The organism is Marinobacter shunpengi (genome assembly GCF_045449695.1).
Lineage (GTDB): Bacteria > Pseudomonadota > Gammaproteobacteria > Pseudomonadales > Oleiphilaceae > Marinobacter.
Genome location: NZ_JBJJKZ010000006.1, coordinates 1 through 24,029 on the forward strand (window position 1 = coordinate 1; position 24,029 = coordinate 24,029).

Here is a 24,029-nt window from a genome sequence, read left to right on the forward strand (position 1 = left end):
TGTTGCGTCCCTTGGCAAGGGACACACCATTCCCGGCGGAACGCGCCTTGTAGTAATGCCTGACACAGCCTCTGAAACGCTGCGAACTTATGTTAAGGGACACCAGGGGAATCCGGAATCTGTTTGAAGGTTCGGGAGGCTTGTGCAACGCTTCAGATAAGGTATCGCAACAGCGGCCTGTCGAACACAGAGGTTATCATGAAAAGGCTCTCCGTCTCCCTGTTGGCGCTGTCCCTGTTGGTGGTTTTCCAGTCCGCCCGGGCCCAGGATGCCGCCGACTCGCCCCTGGATGAAAAACCCGATGCTCCGGACGAACCGGTGGTCATGCCGGAGTACCAGCCGGACACCTCGGAGTCACAGATCGTGATCCGGCCGGGGGAGGATGTGGTGTACTACGAGTACCGGATCAGGGGCGAAATACGGGAGATCAAGGTTGTGCCCAGGGTGGGGCCCTCCTACTATCTGGTACCCGCTGAAGGCGGCGGCTGGATCAGGGAGGGGGAGTCCTCCCTGCTGGTGCCAAGCTGGGTCCTGTTCCGCTGGTAGATTCGCTCGGGCCCGGCCCCGGGTTGAGGCCTGTGGCGTCGGGCCCTCAGATCAGATCCACGGGGACTGGCTCGGAGCGCTGACTTTCCAGGCCGTTGCTGTCCAGGGTGCTGACGGCGAACTCGTAGGCGCCCGGTTTGAAGTCGTCCAGCAGCAGGCTGTCCGTGTCCGGGCCTTCGACCACCAGGGAATCGAACTGCTCCTGGTGTCGCAGCCGGTAGTAGACCCGGTAGCCCCTGACCTCTCCGGGATACAGCTTGCTGCCGTCCTCCCGGGTAAGGGGGCCTTCCCATTGCAGGGTGGGGCGCCGGACCACCGGGTCGGGGTTCTCCGGTTCGGGTTCGGTGACCACCGGGTCGTCGCCGGTGGCGGGGTCCTCCGGTTGCGGACTGCTGTCGCTGTCGGCATGGTCCGTTTCCGCATCGTCCGGCACTGGCGCCTGGATCGGGTCGGCAAAAATGGGGTTCTCAACCACAACGCCCGGCTGGGCGATCTGGGGGGGAGCGCTGCCTTCATCGGAAACGGCCTTGTCCGGCTGGTCGGAACCGGCGTTGGTCTGGTCCTGTTGGTTCCCGGTCGTTCCGGCGTCCGGTGTATGGTCCGGCTCGCTGGCGGTCTGTGTCCCGGTATCTGCCGGTTCCGCTGCACTGGATGTTCCTGAATCACCGCCACAGCCGGTCAGGGCCAGACTGAACAGCGCCGCCAGACTCCATGACAGTATCCTGCGTTCTTCCTGAAACGCCATGATGTTTCCTCGCACGTTGTGCCTGCACCCGATAGTCACCGGCCAGTGAATGGGTGTTGGGGCCGGTCGGGTCAGGTTGCCGGTGCTTCGCTATGAGCAGGAGAATGCCCTGCTGCACCGGTTATGGTCGGGACGTGGGCCTCCCGGATGCCACTGCGCACGAAAACGATTCAGAAGTATGAGCAACCGGAATGTTGTCTCAAGTGACCATTCTGAAAATTGCTGGCTGGTTCACCGAATTACCGTTCGGGGGCGGATGACTGGATTAGTATGAATACTCTAACTTCTCTCCCTATGCTGTAACTGACATCGCCGGAGAGTCTGATTCCTCCGGTTCGGGTTATCAGACACAGATCAAGGGGAGTTCGATATGAGCAGGCTACATACCTGGCAGGAACAACTTCAGGGCATGGTGGACAAGGGCATCAATGCCGCCGAGAACACACAGAAGCAGATTTCGGCCAAGCCCTTCGATCTGGCGGAACGGATCGAAACCGAAGTTCGCCAGTATCGTGTCAAGAATCTTCGCAAGCGCTACAACGGCGCCAGTGGCAAGGTCTTTGACCAGTTGAGGGACTTTAACAATCGGGTCGGCAGCTTCGCCGCGGATGTGGTGGCCCGCCTGGAGAAGGAGACCGCCGATACCGCGCGGTCCGTGAGCCAGGCCGCCGACGATGTGGCGGATGAGGTGTCATCCACGGCCAAGTCCACCGCCAGTGATGTCTCCAACAAGGCGCAGAAGACTGCTAACCGCGTGTCCCGCGGTGCCCAGTCCACGGCCAGGGACGTATCCGGGGCGGCGGATTCGGCCAGCAAGGAAGTGTCCAGGGCCACACGGAGCACCCGCAAGACGACTTCCGGCAGCCGCAGTACCCGGAGCCGTTCCGCAGGCACGAAGAGTACCACCAGTGCCTGATTGCGGTCGACTGACCGTGTAATGCAAAAAGGCCACCGTGACGGTGGCCTTTCGTTTTTGCGGGTGGGAGTGGTTATCGGCTTTCCCTGGCAGCGTCCGGATCCAGGGGCAGCGTCCTGTCCTGCTCGGTGATCACTTCCAGCCGCTCAATATCGTCCACGTAGCTTTCGCGGATCTTCTCCATTTCCCGGTTCTGGGCATTAATCTCTGCTTCCAGCTCCCGGATCTGCTGCTCCAGGCGGTCAATCTTGTCCAGGGTGGATTCAGGGATGTCCCGGCCGGACCGTTCCAGGTCGGCGGCCTTGGACTGTTCGGAGTCCAGTTGCGATTCAATCACCGAAATATTGCCCTGCTTGAGCTGGTTCAGACCTTCCAGCTCATCAATCTTGCGGTGGAGGGCGCGAACCGCGTCGTCCGGGTGCCGGTAGCGGCGTAGCAGGGCCTTGTCCCGCTCCCGCTGTTCCGCGGCCTCCTGCTGCCGGCGTTCTTCCTCGGCCCGCTGTTGCAGCTCCTCTTCCGTGGGGGCGGGGTCGACGCGATCGACCACCCGGCCCTGGCTGTTGAGGATCTCATAGCCGCGGGTGGAGGCTTCCTGGGGAACGGTATTGCTGATCACCATCTGCCCGTTGTCGTCCTTGTAGCGGTACATCCTGGCATCGGCCAGGCTGGTTACCAGCAGGCAGGTGGCAGCGAGAAGGCAGGTTGTCAGTTTCGTCGGTCTCACCGGTGACACCGTTGTTGGTTAATGGCGTACATCAATATCTGTATGCAGCAAGAGCATACCAGACATGGGGAGCGTATTTCCGGGCTATGTCACAGGCCTGAAAAAACGTCCGACTGCCCTGGCAGGCTCACACGCCGTATTCCGCCCGATAGGCGGCAATACGGTCCGTATGGCCGGCAAAATCCGGATGTCCTTTAATGTACTCCAGGACCTGATCCAGCCGGATGATGCTTATGACCGGTATGCCGTAATTCTGTTCCACCTCCTGAATCGCGGACAGGTTACCCTGGCCCCGTTCCTGGCGGTCAAGGGCGATCAGCACGCCGGCGGGGGTGGCGCCCGCCGCCTCGATAATGGCCATGGATTCCCGGATGGCCGTGCCGGCGGTGATGACATCGTCGATAATCAGCACCTTGCCCTGCAACGGCGCGCCGACAATGTTGCCGCCCTCGCCATGGTCCTTGGCTTCCTTGCGGTTGAAGGCCCAGGGCCGGTTATCTCCCTGCCGTGCCAACGCCATGGCGGTGGTGGTGGCCAAGGGAATGCCCTTATAGGCAGGGCCGAAAATAATGTCATAATCCAACCCGCTCCGGGTGAGGGCGGCGGCGTAGGCCTCGCTCAGCCGTAACAGGTCGTTGCCGCTGTTGAACAGTCCGGCATTGAAGAAGTAGGGGCTGGTGCGACCTGACTTCAGGGTGAACTCACCGAAACGGAGCACTTCCCGGTGAATGGCAAACTCGATGAAATCGCGCTGGTAGTCGTGCATGACAAGGCTTCTGGCGGGGTCTGGTTCTTTCAAATACGTATAAAACCGGTATCATACACACAAACTGAATCAGGGAATACGTATGCGTGTAGTATCAATCAGCGTCAGTGGCCTGGAACAGGCGATTGACAAGGGCTTCTTTGACTGGATTGCCGACCAGGACGCCGACGTAATCTGTGTTCAGGACCATCGCATGCGGGTCTATGAGATAGAGGACCGGAACCTTATTCCCGAGGGGTACGAAGCCTACTTTATCGACGGCGAGCTGGACGAGCACGGTGGCGTGGGCATCTATACGCGCCATTTCCCAAAGGCCATCATGTATGGCTTTGCCAGCGAACAGGCGGACCGGGAAGGCCGGTTTGTCCAGGCGGACTTCGACCGCGTCAGCGTGGCCAGCGTGCTTGCCCCCTGCGCCCTGGGCCGCGAAGAGGAACTGCTGGGCGACGAGAACGACCTGACCGTCCTCGATCACAAGGACGAGTTCATGGATGCGTTTGGCATGCACATGCAGAAGACGCTCCGAAAGCGGCGCCAGTTCATCTTCTGCGCCAACCTGCAAACCGCCCAGCATGTCACCGATGCCAGCCCTGTCTATCACCAGCTCGATGTGTCCGGCTTCCTGCCCCATGAGCGCGCGTTCCTTGATCGCCTGTTTGACGAGCTGGGCGCCATTGACGCCTTCCGCGAGATCAACAAGCAGAGTAACCAGTTCACCTGGTGGCCGGAATGGGACGGTGGCGAGCGCAAGAATGTGGGACTGCGCGCTGACTACCAGATGCTGACACCGGGCATCCGCAGGACCATCCGCGACGGCTGGATCGACGAGTCCGCCCGTTTCTCGGACCATGCCCCACTGATCATGGACTACGACATCGATATCGGTTTCTGACCAGTTGTCGGGTATAAAAAAAGCGCGCCGGAGTTATCCGCCGCGCTTTTTTTATGATCGGCCGGCGAGAGGGGGATTATTCCGCCAGCGCTGACTTCTGGATGTCGAACAACTGATTGATGCCCTGTTTGGCCAGCGTCAGCATGCTGTCCAGCTCTTCCTGGTCGAAGGGCGCACCTTCGGCGGTACCCTGGATTTCGATGAAACCACCCTGGTCGGTCATGATCACGTTCATGTCGGTTTCCGCCTCGGAGTCTTCCGGGTAATCCAGGTCCACCACCGGGGTGCCCTGGTATACGCCGACGGACAGGGCCGCGACCATCTGCTTGAGGGGGGACTTCGACAGTCGTCCTTCCTTCACCAGGTGGTTCAGGGCATCCACCAGGGCCACGCAGCCACCGGTGATGGCGGCGGTGCGGGTGCCGCCATCCGCCTGGATCACATCGCAGTCGATGGTAATGGTGTGTTCGCCCAGGGCATCCAGATCCACTGCGGCCCGCAGGGAGCGACCAATGAGGCGCTGGATCTCCACGGTGCGTCCGCCCTGTTTGCCCCGGGCGGCCTCCCGGCCCATGCGGCTGCCGGTGGAGCGGGGCAGCATGCCGTATTCGGCGGTGATCCAGCCCTGGCCGGCGCCGCGCAGGAAAGGGGGGACCTTGTTTTCCACGGAGGCGGTACAGATGACCCGCGTGTCGCCGAATTCCACCAGCACGGAACCCTCCGCGTGACGGGTGAAGTGGCGTGTGAGCCTGACGTCTCTGGGCTGGTCGGGCTGTCGTCCGCTCGGTCGCATAGCTAGTCCTTCTGTAAAACTGGAGAATTGATTGAGGCCGGTCAGCGGCATGTGCTGCCGGTAGTGGGGAAAAGGACAGGGAGTATAACACGGGCGGCTCTTCGGGACCTGCCTGGCGGCGATCGAATCCTGCTGGGAAAGAGCAGGATTTTCCGGTGTCCGAACTGATAGACTGTTACCCAATGTAACCGACCGACCCGGAGCAACCATGATCAGAAGCATGACGGCCTTCGCCCGCCAGGAAGCCCAGGCAGAATGGGGCGTGCTGACCTGCGAGATCCGTACCGTGAACCACCGTTATCTGGAGCCGTCCTTCCGGTTGCCGGAAGCCTTGCGGGAGCTGGAGAACGGGTTCAGGGAACATCTCCGCAAGACCCTGGGGCGCGGCAAGGTGGATGTCGGCATGCGCCTGCAGGCATCGGATACCGCCGATACCGGTCTGGTGGTCAATGAGCGGCTGGCAGGGTCACTCAATGAGGCCATTAATCATGTCAATCGAATGCTGGACAACCCTGCCCACATCAGCGCCATCGACGTGCTTCGCTGGCCGGGGGTGCTGGAGCGGGAGGAGCCTGACCTGAGCCCGGTCAAGACTGCGGCGGATGAACTGTTCCGTCGCGCCGTGGAAGACCTGGTGCAGGTGCGTGAACGGGAAGGCGAGCGCCTGCGCCCATTATTCGACGAACGCCTGTCCGCCATGAGCGCACTGGTCAGCCAGGTGAGGGAGCGGATGCCGGAACTGTTGAAGGCCCAGGAGGAATCCCTGCGGGAGCGTTTCCGTGCCGCCTTGATTGAACTGGACGCCGACCGGATCAGCCAGGAGATGGTCATGCTGGCCCAGAAATCCGATGTGGCCGAGGAACTGGACCGCCTGGACGCCCATCTCACCGAAGTCTCGGATACCCTTCAGCGCAACGACGCCATTGGCCGACGGCTGGATTTCCTGATGCAGGAACTCAACCGCGAGGCCAATACCCTCAGCAGCAAGTCCATCGATGCGGACGTCACCCGGATTGCGGTGGATATGAAGGTCTACATAGAGCAGATGCGGGAGCAGGTGCAGAACCTGGAGTGATGTCCCGCTATCAGGTGTCTACGATGTTGGGAGACTCGCTGGTTTCCTCGATGTTTACAATAAGGCCCGCCCTGGCAAGACCGTCGGCAATATCGAGCAGCAGAGGATGCTCCCAACTGAGTTCGGCAAGCCACGGGTAATAGGTTTCCCTGATGTCGGGGTTATTCTCCACAAGTTCATCAATGACCGGCTGGGCCTCTTCCACCATGCCCATCTTTCCAAAGATGGCAACTTTGAGCGTCAACACGTAGCGTTGCCGGGAGCCTGTTCGTACGATTTCCTGATAGGCACGCTCGTATTCGCCTTCGACAAAGTAGGCCAGGGCGAGTTCGGCCGCTCTTGACCGGAGGTTAATGCCCCAGTCTTCCCGCGCCTCATCGTATATTTCCAGTGCCTCCCAACCGCGGCCCAATCTGGCGATACGGCTGGCAATACGCAGTTTGAGATAGATGTCCCCCGGATAGCGGGTCCTGATCTGCCTTTGAAGCTGGTCGAACTCCTCGATCTTCCGTTGGCGAAGCGCCAGGTGCATCAGCGCGACCTTGGTGAGGTAGGCGTGGGGGGCGAACTCCTCGGCGTTTGCAGCGGCATGGTCGGCGAGTCTGATGAGCTCTGCCCGCTCTTCAGGTCCGCCGAAGGCGTAGTAGCGTGTCCTCACCGTGTAGAAGGTACTCAGGACGGCCCAGGCCGAGGCATCGGTTGGGAACTGGGTGACAATACGTTCGAGGCATTCGCGCATGTCAGGGTATACGCTGGCCCTCTCCACCGCTCGCATCAGTTGTGCCCGTGACAGGCAGGTCTGTTTCGAGAAGGTATCACTGTGGTATCGGTCCAGCGTCAAGGGTACTGCGCCGCCTTCGCCAAGAACCTGGAACGAAACCTTGTTAACAGCTCTGCTGATTGAGGCGGAGTCGGTTCCTGATAGTCGTTCTTTGGCGGCCCACAACAAATAGCCGGTTTCATTATCGATCAACTGCCAGAGCAGCTCGGGGTTCGGGCCAGTTGTGAGCGTTGGCTGCAAGGTAAACGCGATGTTGTTGAAATTGTCCGTCTTTTCGGTGGGTTCTCCCGCTGTTTTGCCCGGCAGTGCCGCAGGAGGGGTGATCCGCGCCAGCCCGATGTGCGACAGAGAGGGGGCAAGACGGCTATCAATGGCCCGGGCCAGTGCTTGGTCTTCCTGGTTGAGGAGCTGAACCGGGTGCACGTCGATAACGATGTCGGTAGGCAGGGATTCCGGTTCGCTCTGCCACCAGAAAAGCGCCGACAGGCCAGTAGCGACCACTGCCAACAGACAGGCGACCGCTAGCAGGACTGGGCGCGAACGTGGTGATCGACTAACGGATACTTCGCTGGATGAGTCCGGTTGCGGTGGCGCAGGCAGGTCCCGGAACTCGAATGAGGGCACGTACCTTCCCTTCGGCAAGCTGATGACAACCCGGGCGTCCTGCCCGCAGTCGCTGTAGTAGGCCTGAAGCCCTTTTCTGATCCGACCCGCGGTTGTCCGCACGATGGTATCGCTGGACGGATCAAACTGGGCGCCCCGGTCAAAAACTTCCGATGCGATGGTGTAGGCATTGATCTGGTCACCGCGCCCGGCCATCGTTTCGGTGACAACAAATTCAAGAAAGGCCCGAACGGCAGGAGCCTGGGCAAAGGGTTTGGAATGGAGGATCTTGTCCAGTTCATCCCTGATCAGGGCGTGGTCTTTGCCAGAAACGTTACTGTCCATAGTCGTGATACATCCGATTGAGTGTCAGCCACACCGATTCCGTGTGGCAGTCGCCATGGCCTCCTGATGAGTGGGACAACCGTTGGAGGGAGGCCTGTGCGCCCGAAATCAATCACCGCCAAACACTCCCTTACAGTGACCATGCGCTTGACGCGGGTCCTTCACGCGGGAAAACCGCTCAATTCTATGGCGGCGACAGCTGTCACATCAAGGTGTATCGGTGGTTTCCGGCCCAGTATTTCCGGGGGTGTGACGGTTACGGGGTTTGCTGTGACTTCTATCGCGGGTGAAGAGCTTTATGCTTGGACTGACGAGAAACCGCGTTGGTTGGAGCCTGGAGTGACAGGGCCAGGGAACTAAACAGGAGTCAAACATGAAGTCAGCGGTGTTTCCCAAGGCCGGGAATGGGTCTTCCCAGAGTTTTGACGGGAATCGCGTCACCCTGGAGGCACCGGGTGTGGTTCAGTTACAGATCGGGCCGGAACAGGTTACCCGATTCGAGCGTGACGGGAGTGACCTGGTGCTGGTCCTCAAGGACGGCACGGTCTTTGTCATTGAGAACTTTTTCGTGGAGACCGCAGACGGTCGCAATGACCTCGTGTTCGAGGATGGGAATGGCGTTACCTGGTGGGCACAGTACGGTGACGTCTGGAACGGATTCGATATTGCCGAAATTAACGACGATGATGCCGCCGCCCCGTTTTACTGGGAACCACTGGCGGGTCTGGGGCTGTTGGCTGGTGGTGCGGCCCTGGCAGGGGGCGGTTCCGGCTCTTCATCCGATGCGCCGTCCAACGTTGCGCCCGCGGGCTCCGCCGACCCGGTGACAACGCCGGGCGATACACCGATCGAGGGCACGGTGAGGGGATCGGATCCCGATGGCGATCAACTGACCTTTGAACTGACCGGCGATCCCGAGCACGGCACAGTGACGGTCAATCCGGACGGCAGCTACGAATACACCCCGAATGAGGATTACCACGGCCCCGACAGCTTCGAGGTGACGGTGGACGATGGCAACGGCGGCACCGATATCGTGACGGTCCCCATCATGGTTACCCCGGGAAACGAACCGGCGACGATCACCGGAGAAGCGGAGGGTGCCGCACTCGAGGCCGGCGGTGTTGATAACGGTACGCCGGGAAGCCCGAGCGCCAGCGGCACGCTCGCGGTGTCGGACGAGGACGAGGGCGAGGCCGTCTTCGAGACCCCGTCGAATCTTGAGGGCACCTACGGCACGTTCACCTTTGACTCGGTGACCGGGGCGTGGACCTACACACTGGACGACGGACGCGCGGCGACCCAGGCCCTGACCGACGGCGAGACCGTGACCGACGAACTGGCGGTGTCCAGCGTTGACGGCACGGCCAATGAAACCATCGTTGTGACCGTCACGGGCACCAACGATGCGGCGGTGGTCCCGGACGACAGTGGCCAGGTGACCGAGGACACCGATGTGGAGGCTGGCCTGCTGGGCACGGGCGGTCAGGTTGCGGTTGACGATGTCGATGCCGGGGAAAACCGGGTTGATACCGGCAGCCTCGCCTTTGACAGCGGCAGCCATGGAGGCCCGGCTCTGGGCAATCTGAGCATCGAGAGCGATGGCAACTGGACCTACCGTGTCGACAATTCCCTGGCCGAGGTGCAGTCGCTTGCCCTGGGCGAGACCATCACCGAAAGCTGGACCGTGATGTCTGCCGACGGCACTGACACCAGCACGATCACGGTGACCATCACCGGCACCAACGACCTGCCCGAAATCTCCGGCGAGGCCACGGGGGATGTAGAGGAAGACGGTACCCTGACCACCAGCGGCCAGTTGGCGGTGGACGATATCGACACCAGCAACACCCACGGCTGGAGCGTCGAAGGCAATACGGGGGAGTATGGCGAGCTGACGGTCGATAGCAGCACCGGCGAGTGGACCTACATCCTCGACAACGACGATGCCCGTGTCCAGGCCCTGGCCGAGGGCGAGACCCTGACCGACGAGATCACCGTACGGGTCACCGACAACGATGGCGGCTACGACGAGCAGGTGGTGAGTGTCACCATCACCGGCAGCAACGACACCCCGGATATCTCGGCCGGTTCGGACACCACGGCCACGGTCACGGAACTGACCGATGGCGATGCCGACGAGAACACGCTTGAACATAGTCAGACCGGGACGATGCAGGTGACCGGCCTGGACGCTGCCGACACCCACACAGTGGCCGCGACCCCGCAGGGCACAGGCTATATCGGCACCTTCACTCCCGGCACCATCGACCCCGAAACCGGGGAGCTCGAGTGGAGCTTTACCGCCAATGATGCCGATCTGGACGCGCTGGGCGAAGGTGAGGTGCTGACCCAGCAGTACCAGGTGACGGTCGAGGATTCGCAGGGCGAGAGCGACACCGTAACCGTAGAGGTCACGATCAATGGAACCAACGACCGGCCCGAACCGGAAGACGACGTCTCGCTGATAGCTCCGGGCGATAGCGCGGTGCTGGACGTTCTGGCCAACGACACGGACGCCGACGCAGGGGAAGCCGCCACGTTGAAGGTGACCCAGGTGGATGGTCAGGCCATCGCCCCGGGCGGCAGCATCACCCTGAGTGGCGACCGCGGAACAGTCTCGCTCAATGGCAATGGGGAACTGACCTTTGTGCCCGGGCCCAATGCGCCGGATCAGCTTGTGCTGCCCTATACGGTCGACGACGGCAGTGGCGCGGGCAACGCCACCGCGACAGCAGGCTGGGTTATCGACATCGCCGGCGTGACCATCAGTGACGACGCCAGCCCCGCTGGCGCCGATGTGCCGGACAACGTGCTCTCCTCGGTGGATGACCTGGGCCAGGTGTCCATCACCGGCCAGGCGGCGGTGGGCGGAACCGTGACGTCACTGACGGTCTCCGACGGCACCAACAGTGTGAACGTCCCGGCGGCGGGTATCACCGTGCAGCCCGACGGCTCCTATTCGGTGATGGCTGATCTCAGCGGGCTGGATGACGGCACACTGACCGTGACCGCCGACGTGGAGGATGCGGAGGGCAATCCGGCCACGACCACCGATACAATCCTCAAGGATACCGTCACCCCGGTGACCATCGACCCGGTGCTGGTCGTTGAGGGCGAAGCACCGACGGTGACCGGCACCGGCGAACCCGACGCGGCCATCACGCTCGATGTCGATGGTGAGACCTATTCCACAACGGTCCAGTCCGACGGCACCTGGAGCGTGACACTGCCTGACCCATTGGCGACGGAAGATACCGAAATTTCGGCCCAGGCGGTGGATGAATACGGCAACCCCAACAGTGCCGACCGCACCGTGACGGGGCTTACCGTCACTGACGGGGTGGCGGGCGAGTCCCAGGACATCGAGGTTTTCGAATCCGCCCTGGCGGATGGCTCGGACGCGGGAAGCGGGATGGATACGGCCAACTCGACCTTTGTGCTGGAAAATGCGTCAGATCTTTCCGAGCTCGTGATTGGCGGTACGGTTACCGGCGACGCACTGAGCGGCGGGGACACAATAACACTCGCCCAGCTCCAGAATGCCTCCACCATACCGGTGGACGTGTCCACCCAGTACGGCACGCTCTCCATCACCGGCTTTGATGACGCAACTGGCACCGTCAGCTACACCTACACGCTGGGCGGTAACACGGAAGACCACAGCGACAGCGTGCTCGATGACATCGTCCGCGAGACGATCCAGGTGGCCGCTGTTGAAGCCGATGGCGATATCCGGGTAGGCGAACTCACTGCCGCCGTTGTTGATGATGTGGCAGCGCCGGTGGATGACGCGCCGATGTCGGTTACCGAGGGAGGTTCGGCCGTTGGCGGGGCGAACCTGCTGGCCAACGACACACTCGGGGCCGATGGTGGTCGGGTCCATGAGATCACCTATACCGACAGGTCTGGTACGAGCGCTTCGGCGGTTATCCCCGATGGTGGTTCCGAGACGGTCGAGACACAGTATGGTGAGCTGACCGTTGGCAGCGACGGCACCTGGTCCTACACGCCGCTGGCAAGCGCGGATCACGCCAGGCCGGACAACGATACCGAACTGAGCGACGACTTCAGCTACACCACCATCGACGGCGACGGTGATGTGTCCGCGGAATCGGCAACGCAACCCGTCACCGTGACCGATTCGGTCCCCGAACTCGGCGCGCCGGACGATGCCATCATCGACGAAGAACATCTGCCGACCGGGAGTAATCCCGACCCTGCCCAGCGTGAGGTAAGCGGATCGCTCGATCTGACGTCTGGGCAGGACAGTGTCGATGTGACGCTGACCACCGACAGCGCGCCCGCCGGGCTCCAGTCCGGCGGCGAGGATCTGCGCTATGAACTGTCCGCCGACGGGCACAGCCTGACCGCCTACAAGGGCGCGGGGACTGAGGCCGTCTTCGTTGTCACACTGACCGATCCGACATCGGCCTCGGCCGGGTATACCTTCGAGTTGCTGCAGGCGATCGACCACAACGGTGCGGAGAGTCAGGATCTGGCCTTCGGTGTCGAGGTCACCGACAGCGATGGCGACACCGATACGGCCGGTTTCACTGTCGAAGTGGTGGACAACGCGCCTGTGTCGGAAATCGAGCGGGACATCGACGAGGACAGCAGCGGCTTCTCCTTCAACATTTCGGCGGACGCGACGTCGGACAACACCAGTCTGACGCAGGACGGCACCCCCCTGACCGGCACGTCGACGCCTGGCAGCGGCATGGAATACAAGACCGGACATGGCACCGTGACCATCAGCGCGGATGGCGAGCTGACCTACGTGCCTGACACGGACTACAGCGGTACGGAGACGTTCGAGGTCACCACGAGCGATGACGGCACGAATGCCACCACGACCGTCACGGCGAATGTTGCCCCGGTGTCGGATGCCCCGGGGGTGTCCGTCGATGCCAGCGATATCAACACGCTTGAAGACACGGCGGTGGCCCTGGGGTTGAAGGCGCCGACCATCACCGATGACGGCGGGGGGGCCGGCAACAACGCCACCCCCGAACGGATTGGCGAGATCACCCTCTCGGGTCTTCCCGAAGGGGCGGTACTTCAAGGGGCGTTTGGCACCACAACCGTCGACGCCAGCGGCAGCGTGACCATTGAGCTGAGCGATCCGGGGCTGACGGTGACGGGTACCGGCGCGGACCTGACCATGACCAGCGCCGAGTTCGAGGCGCTTGAGGTGCTGCCACCGGAGCACGCCTCGGAGAATTTCGAGGTGAATTACACGGTCACCAGCTATGAGGTCGACGGTAGCGGCGCGGTCCTGCCCGGGGTGGGTGGGGCCACCAGCAGCGACAGTGTCACGGTCCATGTCCAGGCGGTGACCGATCCGGCGGCGCTGGTTTTCGACAGCTCGGTCGATGACAGCACCGTGGATAACGCCGATGACATCAGCTATGGCGGCGATGGCGGTAACACCGAAGCCGATGTGACCCTCAAGGAAGACACCACGGTCGACCTGTCCGAAATCCTCTCGGCCGGTTTCGCCGACCTGGACGGCAGTGAGCTGCGCTCGATCACCATCACCAACTCCACCGGGGCCGATATCGTCGTCAACGGGGCTACGATTGCGAGCGGCGAGGACGTGACCGTGGCTGCGCCTGGTCTGAGTGGCAATGCCGCAGGCCTGCCGGCCATCAACATCGGCGGCGCGGACGATTTCAGCGGTGACCTTGAAGGCATCACGGTAACGCTCAATGCCCAGGATCGGGATGCGGACGGCTACTGGGACGGCGCGGAAGTGCCGGGGCCAGCCGACGGCGTCGCCGAGGCGGATGAGAGTGACAACAGCGTCACGCTGAACCTGCACGTCACGCCAGTGGCCGATGACGTGCAGGTTGATGATGCCGAAGGGGACGAGGACAGCGCCATCGCCTTCCTCTCGGGCGTCCGTCTGACCGATGGCAGTACCGATGCCGGCGCCGGTGGCAGTGAAGTGATCACCGAGGTGTCCTTCGAGGTCCCCGCAGGCTGGGAAGTGACGGACTCAACGGTATCAAACGGCGCCTCGGCGGGTGCGTCCGCCGGGCTTTCGGGGGGCACCTATACGATCACCTTTACGGGCGGGACCGAAGCGGAGCGTGAAGAATACTTGGACGGCTTCACCATCACCCCGCCCGCCCATGACAGCAGCGACGCGACCATCACGCTCCGGGTGTCGAGCGAGGATGAAAGTTCTGTCAACGGCTCGACCGAGACGGATACCGCCCTGGAAAGGGAACACGACCTGACCATAACGGTGAACCCGGTGGCCGAGGAAGTCGGGACCGATACCGACGGCGACTCCGACGACGACCTGACCATGGCGCCGGATTTTTCCTACTCCAGCTCGGCACAGGAAGACCAGTGGTTCAACCTGAACAGTGACGGCTTTGACCTGAGCGCCGGCTGGCTCAACCAGGATAATGGCGAAGAAACCTTCGCACGACTCACGCCCGAGCTGATCGCCGGTGATGGTGGCCTGTCCGATGCCACCGGGTCGACGTTCCGCTGGATGGAGGACGGCGTGCAGATGGAGGCCGTCTACAACGGTACGCCGGTTGATGTGCCCGTGAGCGCGTTGGATACGCTGGAATTCCGTGCCGCCGACAATTTCTCGGGTCAGTTCGACATCAAGGTGCAGGCTTATACCGTTGATGAAGACGATGAGGGCGGGGCGAACACGGCCGAGGCAGTCAGCGGCGAGGCGACCCTGACCAACGTTGTCATTACCCCCGTGGCCGACGAGGTGACCCTGTCACTCGCCGCGCGGACGCAGGGCGACGAGGACGAGGACATTCCGCTGAATATCCGGCCGACCAGCTCTGACCCGTCCGAGGTTTTCACCGTCACCATTGCCAATATCCCGGATGGGTCGGTGCTGACCTATGATGGCAATCCGCTGACCGTGACGGGGGGCAGTGTCACCATCGAGGAGTTCGATTCCTCGGCCCCGCTCACGTTGCGACCGCCGGAGCACAGTAATGACGACCTCACGCTGAATGTCACGGCCCAGTCCGTCGATGAGCTGGATGCCGACGGGACAACCTACACGGACACCTCGGACCCGATCAGCCTGGACATGGATGTGGAGATCCGGGGCATTGCCGATGAGGCGGATGTTTCCGTGACGCCGCAGGACTATGTGGAGAACGACCTGGACAGCGGCTCGGACAGCGTTCTGCTGGCCGACCTGTTTTCCGTGGACCGGCAGGACAACGATGGCTCCGAAACCCTGACGGTTCGGATATCGGATCTGCCGGAAGGGTTTGACCTGACACAGGGCACCTCGCTGGGCACCGCGGTTGGCGAGGACCGGGTCTGGGTCCTGAACGAAGCGCAGCTTGCCACGGCCGAGATCACGGTGCCGGACAACTTCAATGGCGAAGTGTCGTTCCGTGCGGTTCCGGTGACCACGGAGAGTGACGGTGACTCGCTGACTGGCACCGAGCAGACGGTCAGCTTCACGGTGACACCCTCGCCCGAAGCGGATATCACCACCGGGGCTGGACTGGATGAGGATGTGCAGCAACCCATCAATCTGGGTATCGTTCATCAGGACGGCGACACCGATGAGGCGCTCGAGGCTGTCGGCATCAGGGTGTCCGATACCGTGGGTGCGGATTTCACGCTCTATCTCGGGAGCGATGCCCTGGCGGATGCCGGCCTGGATATCATCAATGTGGGCGGCGTTGACTATTACGAGCTGACCGCTGCGCAGGCGGGTAACCTGACGGCCCAGGGCAGCGAGCATCTCGACGGGGACCTGGGTGGCTTTGATCTGATCTACCGGATCACCGATCCGGGGAATGACGGTCTTGCGGACGTGACCAGCGATTGGCAGAACGGGCATTTCGATCTGGACGCGACAGCGGTGACCGATCAGCCGGAACTGGCGATTGACGATATCACGCTTGGCAGCGGCTCGGGATCCGTGTCCGGCAACGATGTTACCGTGACCAGTGCCGGAGAGTCGGTAACCCTCGACCTGAATGTCTCCACGCCTGACAGCGACGGCAGCGAGCACCTGATTCGCGTGCTCATCGACGGCGTGCCTGATGGCGTGACCGTCGAGGGCGGCGAGATGACCGCTGGCGGAAGCTGGCTCCTGATCTACGACGAGACCGACGCATTGCCAGTGAATGACGCGGGCGGTCTGGTGGTGCCCGTGACCTTCACCGTGGGCGATGAGGCGGCGGGCATTGCCGATGCGCCGATCACTGTGACCGTGCAGACCCAGGACCGCGGCAATGAGCCGGGGGCCGGGACCGAGGTCCTGGCCGACAGTCTTGGTTGGAACCTGACGGCGGATTTCGAAGGTTCCGGCGACTCCACTGCCCCGCCCACCATTGATACCTGGGAGTACAACGAGGCCACCGCCACGGAGGACACAAGCTTCCTGTTGTCGGACATGCTCGATGCACAGGTCACGGCACAGGGGACGGAATCCAACATCCTGACGGTCTCGCTCACCGATCTGCCCGCCGGCACCGAGGTAACCGGAATGGTGCGCACCACGGTGGATGGGCAGGAGGTCTGGACGGCCTCGGTGACGACCGAGCCGGGCGATGATCCCGCCACCGTGCAGGCCAGGCTTGACGGCCTGATGGACAGCATCGTTATTGAGCCTGCGGATAACGCGAACGACAACAACGCTGCGGACGAGCTCTCGTTCAACGCCACGCTGACTTCGGCGGTTGCCGGTGGGCGTTCGGAGGAACAGACAATCGCGCCGACGATTCCGGTGGACCCGGTGACCGACGAGGCGGGAATCTCAATCACCACCGACGGTGAACGAACGGAAGCGGACAGTGATATCCCGCTCACGGTGACGGTAACCAATCCGGAGGACGGCGAACACGGAACCGTTGAGGGCGGCGAGCTCTATCTGCAGATCGACGGCACCAACGGGCTGGGTGAGGGCACGCTGACACTCAATGGTGTGACCTACACGGCCGAGTCGGTCACCGGCGTTGATGGTATCGCCGATGGGGACTACTACGTCATTGACGGTGTCACCATGGGCGAGCCGCTGGAGGGACTGGTTTTCACCCCGGATACCATGTCCGAGGGCGAGATTACGGTGGATGCCTGGGTGCGCAACCGGGAAACCGGTGCCGGCGCGACAACATCGGAGGGCACGGCCACCCTGCCGATTGCCATTGTCAACGAGGGCGTCTCCCTGTCGTCCGATCCCACCAGCGGGAGCGAAGCGGCGAACTCGGACAAGGAGTCCCTGACCGAGCTGGATCTGGACCTGACCCTGAACGACGCTGACGGCTCCGAGGAAATTGCTACAGTATTGCTCTCGAATCTGCCGGAGGGCTTCCTGCTCTATACCGGGCCCAGTGAAAGCGATGCCACCCTGGCCGAGATGACGACCAACGCCGGTGGTCTCGACGGCACCAACACCTGGGTGCTGTCCGAAGGGAGCCTGCCGAACTACATCGGTATCCTGCCGCCGAAAAACTGGAGCGGAACGCTGGAGGATCTGTCCCTGACCGTGACCTCGGGGGAAACCGCTCTGTCGGAATCGCTCGTCGAGAGTTTCGAGGTTGGCAATGTAGCGGTGAACCCGGTCGCCAACGATATCGAACTGTCACCCACCAACTCCTTCGGTACGGAAGGTGACATCGTATCGCTGAACCTGAATGCGTCCATGGCCGATTCTGAGGACGCCTCGGTAACGGCGGCGCCGGATGGCAGTGTCGAAACGACGACGCTGGAGCTCCAGGGGCTGGGCGAGCACGCCTCGTTCTATGTCGGCACGGAGATCCTGACCTCTGGGGTTAGCTACGAGGCGGGAACCGACACCTACACCCTGACCGGACTGAGCCAGTCCGATCTGGACGGCCTGGGCTTTCGTCAGGCGGCCGGCGCCCTGACCGACATGGACGGCGGTACCTCGGGTCTGCAGGTCAACGTAACGGCGCGAACGGTGGATGGAAGCGACGTGTCAGGCGATGTGACGGGCGCCGCGACGATCAACCTCGGTGAACAACTGCCCACCACTGGTGACGACAACCTGATCTGGACCGGAGAAACCATCGACGGGCTCGACGGTTCGGATACCGTTGAATTCCGCGAGGGTGAAAGCCTGACTGGCGACGAGCTGGCCACGCAACTGAGCAATATTGAAACCCTTGACCTGGGAATCGACGGAGGCAACTCGATCACTGACCTGACCCCGGAGCAGGTCGAGGCCATGACCGATGACGACAGCCTCCTGACGATCCGCGGATCGGGAGAGGACGACGTGTCGCTTTCCGGGGACTGGAGTGACAACGGCGACGGTACCTACACCGGCACCACCTCCGGCGGGGGCGACGTCACGCTGACGGTCGAGGACGTGGCGGTTACACCGTCGGCTGGTGGGTTCGCCGCATCGTCCATGGTGATGTCCTCCGGCGGTATGGAAAGTTTCGGTCTGGCCTCACTCGATACTCAAGAGGCGCCGGAGGCGGACGAACCCGAAGCCGAGACGGTGATTACAATGGACGAGGTGTTGTCCTCCGAGTCGGGCGGTGAGGATCTGACGGCGGGGCTGCCGGAAGAGGATGCCGGTGGTGCGGCTCCGACCGATGATGCCAGCACCTCCGATCCGGGCAGGCCGATGCCTGGGTCGACGCTGGAAGACGAGCTCCAGTCCGGCGTACTCTACGATGTCTAGAGCGGTGGAAACAGAGACAGGCGCGTTCGGCACGGGCGCCGCGACCGACCACCGGGACTGGCAGGATGTGGTATTGCGGGTGGCTTCCTATTACCGCATCGCCGTTTCCCCCGAACGGGTCCGGCTCGACCTGGCCTGGTCCGCCGAGGGGGATCAGCTCGCCACGTTGGCGCGTTCCGCCGGGCTTTCCATCCGCGAAACCGGTGTAATGCCGAATGATGTGACGGGCCTTCGCCTGCCGCTCGTGGCCGAGTTCGATAGTGGTGAGATCGGGATTGTCGAGCGCGAAACCGCCGATGGCTTCGGTGTCGTCCTGGCGGGTGATGAGGGGCTGGAAACCCCCTTCGCGCGGGAGGAACTGAGCGGGCGGACTCGCCGCCTGTTTGTGCTGCGCCCACTTGCCAACCGGGCCGACCGCCGGGTGGATGACTATATTGCACCCTGGCGACCGGACTGGCTGCGCAGCATCGCCCTGGCCGACATGGCGCCCTATCGCGCCGTTACCGTGGCATCGCTGGTGACCAACGTGTTGGCACTGGCGGGCGTGATCTTTTCCATGCAGGTCTATGACCGGGTGATCCCAGCGCAGTCGATGAACACGCTCTGGGTACTGTTTATCGGCGTCATGGTCGCCACCTTCTTTGGCTTGATGATGCGAGTCGCCCGTGGCCGGATTGCCGATATGGCGGGAAAGGCGGCGGACCTGCGTATTTCCGACCGGGTGTTCGGTCACGCCCTCCGGGTCCGCAACACCGTCCGCCCGCGCTCAACCGGCACCTTCATCTCACAGATACGCGAGCTGGAACATGTGCGCGAGATGTTGACCTCCAGCACGGTGGCGGCGATTGCCGATCTGCCGTTCTTCCTGTTGTTCTGCGTGCTGTTCTTCTACATCGCCGGCTCGCTGGTCTGGATTCCGCTGGCGGCAGTGGGCCTGCTGATTGTGCCCGGCCTGCTGGCGCAGAAGCGCCTGCGCCAACTGGCCGAGGCGAACACCCGTGAAAGCGCGTTGCGCAGCGCGATGCTGGTTGAGGCGATCCAGGGCCTGGACGATATCAAATCCCTGCAGGCCGAGACGCGGTTCCAGAACCTGTGGAACCATTACAACGAAACCACCGCCGGATCATCGATGGAACTGCGCGACCTGATGAACCGGCTCTCCTCCTGGGCCCAGACGGTGCAGGGCGGGGTCTTTGCCCTGGTGGTCTTCTTCGGGGCGCCCATGGTGATGGCGGGGGACATGAGCACGGGCGTGCTCGTCGCCGCGTCGATATTGTCCTCGCGGATGCTGGCGCCGCTGGCCTCGGTCACCCAGATCCTGAACCGCTGGCAGCAGGCCCGGGTCGCACGGGAGGCGCTGGATGGCCTGATGGCCCTGCCGGTGGATACGGCGCCGCAGGAACAGCGTATTCACAAGCCAGTAATCCACGGCGACGTTCGGCTTAAAGGTGCCGTGTTCGGTCATGATTCCCAGGCCCCGGTGCTGAAAGTCGGGCAGATGGCTATCAACCGGGGCGAGCGTATCGCCATTATCGGGCGCAACGGGGCGGGCAAGTCCACGTTGTTGGCCGGTTTGGCCGGTCTGCTGGAACCGTTGGCAGGAGAGGTTCGCGTTGACGAAGTGGTGATGGGGCTGATCGACCCGACCGACCTCCGGCGCGATATCGGCCTGATGGGGCAGGATGCGCGGCTGTTCCACGGTACCCTGCGAGAGAACCTGACCCTCGGCGCACCCAGGGCGACGGACGAGGCCATCCTGGAAACGCTTGGCCAGATGGGGCTGGTGGACTTTGTCCACCGGCTGCCCGAGGGGCTGGACCACATGGTGCTGGAAGGCGGGCTGGGGCTGTCGGGTGGCCAGAAACAGGGGCTGCTTCTGGCCCGGTTGCTGCTGCGCAACCCGAATGTATTGCTGCTTGACGAACCCACCGCTTCCCTGGACGAGGTGTCCGAAGCTGCGGTGATTGACGTGCTCGGGCGCCTCGGACGCAATGTGTCCGTCATCGTTGCGACCCATCGCCCGGAAGTGCTGAAGCTCGTGGACCGACTGATTGTGGTCAGCAATGGCGCAATTGCCATGGATGGGCCGAAAGACCAGGTGTTGGCACAACTGCGCTCTGCAAAGGCGGTGGCATGAGTACTTCGCTGGCGATGGAGGTGCGCGCGACCGCAAAGCCCGAGCGCCGCCTGGTCTGGCTGGTGGTTACGATGCTGGCGCTGTTTCTCGGTTGGGCGTGGTTTTTCCCCCTGATGGAGGTGTCCAGCGGGCAGGGCACAGTGGTGCCCAGCTCCCGGGAACAGGTGATCCAGTCACTGGAAGGCGGCATCGTTGCTTCGATTTCCGTCAGGGAAGGCGATCTGGTGGAGCAGGGCGAGGTCATCGCGCGGCTGGATCCCACACGCACCGCCTCCAGCGTTGGAGAGGCGGCGGCGAAATATCATGCCGCCATCGCCGCGGCGGCACGGCTGCGGGCCGAGCTGGCGGATCGTGAGACGGTGACCTTCCCCGATGAGCTGTCCGGTGCTGAGTTCGCCCAGTTGCGGGCCAATGAACAGGCGCTGTTCCAGTCGCGTCGCACCAGTCAGCGCGAGGCGCTGGCGGGATTGACCGAAGGCCTTGAGCTCGCCCGGCAGGAACTGGACATTGCCGAGAGTCTGCAAAGCAGCGGCGCGGCCAGTCGGGTTGAGGTCATCCGCCTGCGACGGGAAGCGGCCCAGACAAGGCTGGAAATCGCCCGCCTGCGTGCGGATTCACAGGTTCAGGCCAGGGAGGAGTTGCAGAAGGTTAACGCCGAGGCCGAGGTGCAGGCCTCGGTCATGCGCGGTCGCTCGGAACAGCTTGAACGCCTGGTGTTCCATGCGCCGATGCGGGGCATCGTCAAGGACATTGCCGTGACGACCATCGGTGGTGTGGTGCCGCCCGGCGGACAACTCATGACCATTGTGCCGATGGACGACCAGTTGCTGATTGAAGCACGCATTTCGCCCCGGGATATCGCCTACATCCACCCGGGGCAGGAAGCGCAGGTCAAGGTGTCGGCCTATGACTACGCGATTTTCGGCGGCCTGTCCGGCGAGGTGGTGACGATTTCGCCCAACACGGTGCGCGATGAGGTGAACCCCGAGCAGGTTTATTACCGGGTGTATATCCGGACTCGCGAGGAGTACCTGGTCAATAAGGCCGGAACCCGGTTTCCGATTGTTCCCGGCATGATCTCGACGGTCGACATCCGGACCGGCGAAAAAACCGTCTGGCAATACCTGGTCAAGCCGTTCAACCGGGCGCAGGAGGCACTGCGTGAGCGATGATCCCATAGCGCATGGTGCGTCTGTCCGGCACTTCCCCATGCGATTTTTCATGCCGAAAAGAGGTTCCTGATATGACACGATGGTTTGGCGGGCGCTGTGTCCCCCTGGTAATGCTCCTTCTGGTCCTTGTGCCGTTTGCCACCGCCGAGGCGCAGAATGATGACAGACTCAACCGGGTGGATCCTGAGGTGGGGCTCTCGTCCGTTGAGCGGGACTATGCCGATATGGATGCACGCTATGCCCGGGAGGGCGTCCAGCGTGATATCGCCCAGGTGCGCCGTATCGCCATTGGCCAGTCCCAGGACGCGCTTCAGGGGGCGCTGGGCCCCGCTGCGGTGGAGCATGATGACGGCTCTTTCGAGTACCACCTGTCCCTGCCACTGACCCGGCAGGACCGGCTGATCTGCCAGTATCGCGTGTTCTTCGACGACCAGGATAAGGTGGCGAGTGCGGTCTGGCGTCGCCCCCAATGCGCTGACCTGGTCCTTGAACCGCCGCAATGATCCGCGGCCAATTACCCCTGGAAAGACGTCGTTGGCCCGGAAGCGTCGCGCTGGTCACCTGTATCCTGCTTGCGGGTTGCGCCGGGTTGCCCGAACCGGATGGGTTCGAGGCAGCGGTTATCGAGAGTGCCGAAGAACTCACTACGTTAACCCCGTCCGGTGAGGGTGATGTGGAGAGTGTGGCCCGAAACGGCCTGCTGCGAAGCCCCACCGTGCGCGAAGCGGCAAGCCAGATATCGGCCAGCGCCGATGAGGTCCGGGTACAGCGCGCGGCGCTGTTTCCTGAGTTGAGCCTTTTCCTGGGGGCCGGTACGGGTGACGCTGGAAGCGGCGACCCGGCCGTTGAGCTGACAGGTTCGCAGCTGCTGTTCGATGGCGGTAACAGCCAACGCGCGATCAAGGTGGCGGATTTCGACCTGCAGATCCGTTACATCGCTTTCCAGAAAGCAGTGGACGATGCCCTGCTTGAGCTTCTGGAAGCCTATGATGACGTGCAGAGGCAAAGTGAACTGCTTGATATTTACAGGCGACAGCTCAATGCCCTGAGCGAGCTGGAGGCCCTTGTGGCGGCTCGTGTCGAGAGGGGGGCGGTATCGACCACCGACGCCCTGGAAGCCCAAAAACGCCTGCAGTCCGCAGCGTTCCTGGTCAATGACACGGAGTTGGCGCTGGCCGAGGCCCGGGACCGTTTGATCCTGCTGAGTGGCCAGTCGCGGGGCGGCCACGTCCGGATATCCCCTCCAAGCTGCAAGGTGCGCGGCGAAACCGATGAACTGCTTATGGCGCGACTGGAGATGGGGCGTGCCAAGCTTGTACTGGAACAGGCTGAGAACGCGCGTATCCCACGGGTGGTGCTTAATCCGGTGGTGCGGGGCGAGCTGGGAACCGGCGAGCTGCCGGTCGGGCTCAACCTCGGCATCCAGTCCGATTTCCTGCAGGGCGGCGCTCTCAGTGCTCGGGCCAATGCGGAGCGCAACCGGCATGCTGCCGCAGAGGCCGAGTTGGAAAACGTCAGCCTTGAGGACAGTCTTGAGGAACGTGGCTTGCTCCGTTCACTGGCCTCCGGGGACCGAAAGGCTGACATGTTGCGACGGCAGATCGCCCTGCTGTCAAAAACGCGCAAACTCTATCGCAGCCAGTATTTTGATCTGGGAACCCGACAGCTTTCGGAGTTGCTCGATAACGAAGAGGAATATTATGGCCGCCAGGCCGAACTCGTGGAACTGCACTCCGAGCTTGCCGCGGACCGGCTCGAATGTGCGGTGCGGCATCGGGTGCTGCGGCACGAACTGGCGTTGGAGCAAGCCAAAATTTACGGGTTTCCCCTGGCGCCCCTGACGGACACATTATTTTCAACCTTGAACTAGC

Annotated in this window: 14 protein-coding genes; 9 read left to right on the plus strand and 5 right to left on the minus strand. The window is 62.5% G+C overall.

All coding sequences use genetic code 11. The features are described 5' to 3' along the window. Positions 1-198 precede the first annotated feature (198 nt). Positions 199-546, plus strand: coding sequence for a DUF2782 domain-containing protein (locus ACJO2E_RS04885; protein WP_406962390.1), 348 nt, complete (start codon positions 199-201; stop codon positions 544-546). Positions 547-592: 46 nt separating this feature from the next. Here the strand turns inward: ACJO2E_RS04885 and ACJO2E_RS04890 are convergent, their stop codons facing one another. Then, entirely contained in the window at positions 593-1,291 is a 699-nt protein-coding gene (locus ACJO2E_RS04890; RefSeq protein ID WP_406962392.1) for a fibronectin type III domain-containing protein, read from the minus strand. 370 nt (positions 1,292-1,661) lie between these two features. Here ACJO2E_RS04890 and ACJO2E_RS04895 point away from each other — a divergent pair, with 370 nt between their 5' ends. Next, positions 1,662-2,207 (plus strand): hypothetical protein, encoded by a 546-nt coding sequence (locus ACJO2E_RS04895; RefSeq protein ID WP_406962393.1) that lies wholly within the window; start codon positions 1,662-1,664, stop codon positions 2,205-2,207. A gap of 73 nt (positions 2,208-2,280) precedes the next feature. On the opposite strand, the gene ACJO2E_RS04900 is transcribed toward ACJO2E_RS04895, so the two are convergent. Both ACJO2E_RS04900 and pyrE read right to left on the minus strand, forming a co-directional pair. After that, positions 2,281-2,931 (minus strand): DUF4124 domain-containing protein, encoded by a 651-nt coding sequence (locus ACJO2E_RS04900; RefSeq protein WP_406962395.1) that lies wholly within the window; start codon positions 2,929-2,931, stop codon positions 2,281-2,283. Between the two features lie 127 nt (positions 2,932-3,058). Then, the gene (gene pyrE, locus ACJO2E_RS04905; RefSeq protein ID WP_406962397.1) at positions 3,059-3,697 is read right to left on the minus strand and encodes an orotate phosphoribosyltransferase; all 639 of its coding nucleotides are present in this window, start codon (positions 3,695-3,697) and stop codon (positions 3,059-3,061) included. Between the two features lie 82 nt (positions 3,698-3,779). Between pyrE and ACJO2E_RS04910 the strand changes: the two genes are divergently transcribed. Continuing rightward, the gene (locus tag ACJO2E_RS04910; RefSeq protein ID WP_406962399.1) at positions 3,780-4,589 is read left to right on the plus strand and encodes an exodeoxyribonuclease III; all 810 of its coding nucleotides are present in this window, start codon (positions 3,780-3,782) and stop codon (positions 4,587-4,589) included. Between the two features lie 76 nt (positions 4,590-4,665). On the opposite strand, the gene rph is transcribed toward ACJO2E_RS04910, so the two are convergent. Next, complete coding sequence (rph, locus tag ACJO2E_RS04915; protein WP_406962401.1) at positions 4,666-5,382, minus strand: ribonuclease PH; 717 nt, start codon at positions 5,380-5,382, stop codon at positions 4,666-4,668. Positions 5,383-5,590: 208 nt separating this feature from the next. Between rph and ACJO2E_RS04920 the strand changes: the two genes are divergently transcribed. Continuing rightward, positions 5,591-6,457 (plus strand): YicC/YloC family endoribonuclease, encoded by an 867-nt coding sequence (locus tag ACJO2E_RS04920; RefSeq protein ID WP_406962403.1) that lies wholly within the window; start codon positions 5,591-5,593, stop codon positions 6,455-6,457. Between the two features lie 10 nt (positions 6,458-6,467). Here the strand turns inward: ACJO2E_RS04920 and ACJO2E_RS04925 are convergent, their stop codons facing one another. Beyond that, positions 6,468-8,186, minus strand: a complete 1,719-nt coding sequence (locus ACJO2E_RS04925; protein WP_406962405.1) for a tetratricopeptide repeat protein — start codon at positions 8,184-8,186, stop codon at positions 6,468-6,470. Positions 8,187-8,559: 373 nt separating this feature from the next. On the opposite strand from ACJO2E_RS04925, the gene ACJO2E_RS04930 reads away from it, so the two are divergent. The 5 genes from ACJO2E_RS04930 to ACJO2E_RS04950 all read left to right on the plus strand — a co-directional run bounded on the left by ACJO2E_RS04930 (position 8,560) and on the right by ACJO2E_RS04950 (position 24,028). Beyond that, positions 8,560-18,849 (plus strand): VCBS domain-containing protein, encoded by a 10,290-nt coding sequence (locus ACJO2E_RS04930; RefSeq protein ID WP_406962407.1) that lies wholly within the window; start codon positions 8,560-8,562, stop codon positions 18,847-18,849. Next, positions 18,842-20,986 carry a type I secretion system permease/ATPase gene (locus ACJO2E_RS04935; protein WP_406962409.1) on the plus strand — a complete coding sequence of 715 codons (2,145 nt, stop codon included), beginning with the start codon at positions 18,842-18,844 and terminating at the stop codon, positions 20,984-20,986. The genes ACJO2E_RS04930 and ACJO2E_RS04935 overlap by 8 nt, the downstream gene beginning before the upstream one ends. Beyond that, a complete protein-coding gene (locus tag ACJO2E_RS04940) occupies positions 20,983-22,158 on the plus strand; it encodes a beta-barrel domain-containing protein (RefSeq protein WP_406962411.1) in 1,176 nt (391 codons plus the stop codon). The genes ACJO2E_RS04935 and ACJO2E_RS04940 overlap by 4 nt, the downstream gene beginning before the upstream one ends. 71 nt (positions 22,159-22,229) lie before the next feature. Further along, positions 22,230-22,661, plus strand: coding sequence for a hypothetical protein (locus tag ACJO2E_RS04945; RefSeq protein ID WP_406962413.1), 432 nt, complete (start codon positions 22,230-22,232; stop codon positions 22,659-22,661). Continuing rightward, on the plus strand, positions 22,658-24,028 hold the full coding sequence (locus ACJO2E_RS04950; protein ID WP_406962415.1) for a TolC family protein: 1,371 nt from the start codon (positions 22,658-22,660) through the stop codon (positions 24,026-24,028). The genes ACJO2E_RS04945 and ACJO2E_RS04950 overlap by 4 nt, the downstream gene beginning before the upstream one ends. Position 24,029 lies beyond the last annotated feature (1 nt).

What these genes read in the sequence shown, in the direction of transcription:
- ACJO2E_RS04885 (WP_406962390.1), top strand. Translation starts at nt 199, where the DNA reads ATGAAAAGGCTCTCCGTCTCCCTGTTGGCGCTGTCCCTGTTGGTGGTT.
- ACJO2E_RS04890 (WP_406962392.1), bottom strand. Translation starts at nt 1,291, where the DNA reads ATGGCGTTTCAGGAAGAACGCAGGATACTGTCATGGAGTCTGGCGGCG.
- ACJO2E_RS04895 (WP_406962393.1), top strand. Translation starts at nt 1,662, where the DNA reads ATGAGCAGGCTACATACCTGGCAGGAACAACTTCAGGGCATGGTGGAC.
- pyrE (WP_406962397.1), bottom strand. Translation starts at nt 3,697, where the DNA reads ATGCACGACTACCAGCGCGATTTCATCGAGTTTGCCATTCACCGGGAA.
- ACJO2E_RS04910 (WP_406962399.1), top strand. Translation starts at nt 3,780, where the DNA reads ATGCGTGTAGTATCAATCAGCGTCAGTGGCCTGGAACAGGCGATTGAC.
- rph (WP_406962401.1), bottom strand. Translation starts at nt 5,382, where the DNA reads ATGCGACCGAGCGGACGACAGCCCGACCAGCCCAGAGACGTCAGGCTC.
- ACJO2E_RS04920 (WP_406962403.1), top strand. Translation starts at nt 5,591, where the DNA reads ATGATCAGAAGCATGACGGCCTTCGCCCGCCAGGAAGCCCAGGCAGAA.
- ACJO2E_RS04925 (WP_406962405.1), bottom strand. Translation starts at nt 8,186, where the DNA reads ATGGACAGTAACGTTTCTGGCAAAGACCACGCCCTGATCAGGGATGAA.
- ACJO2E_RS04930 (WP_406962407.1), top strand. Translation starts at nt 8,560, where the DNA reads ATGAAGTCAGCGGTGTTTCCCAAGGCCGGGAATGGGTCTTCCCAGAGT.
- ACJO2E_RS04935 (WP_406962409.1), top strand. Translation starts at nt 18,842, where the DNA reads ATGTCTAGAGCGGTGGAAACAGAGACAGGCGCGTTCGGCACGGGCGCC.
- ACJO2E_RS04940 (WP_406962411.1), top strand. Translation starts at nt 20,983, where the DNA reads ATGAGTACTTCGCTGGCGATGGAGGTGCGCGCGACCGCAAAGCCCGAG.
- ACJO2E_RS04945 (WP_406962413.1), top strand. Translation starts at nt 22,230, where the DNA reads ATGACACGATGGTTTGGCGGGCGCTGTGTCCCCCTGGTAATGCTCCTT.
- ACJO2E_RS04950 (WP_406962415.1), top strand. Translation starts at nt 22,658, where the DNA reads ATGATCCGCGGCCAATTACCCCTGGAAAGACGTCGTTGGCCCGGAAGC.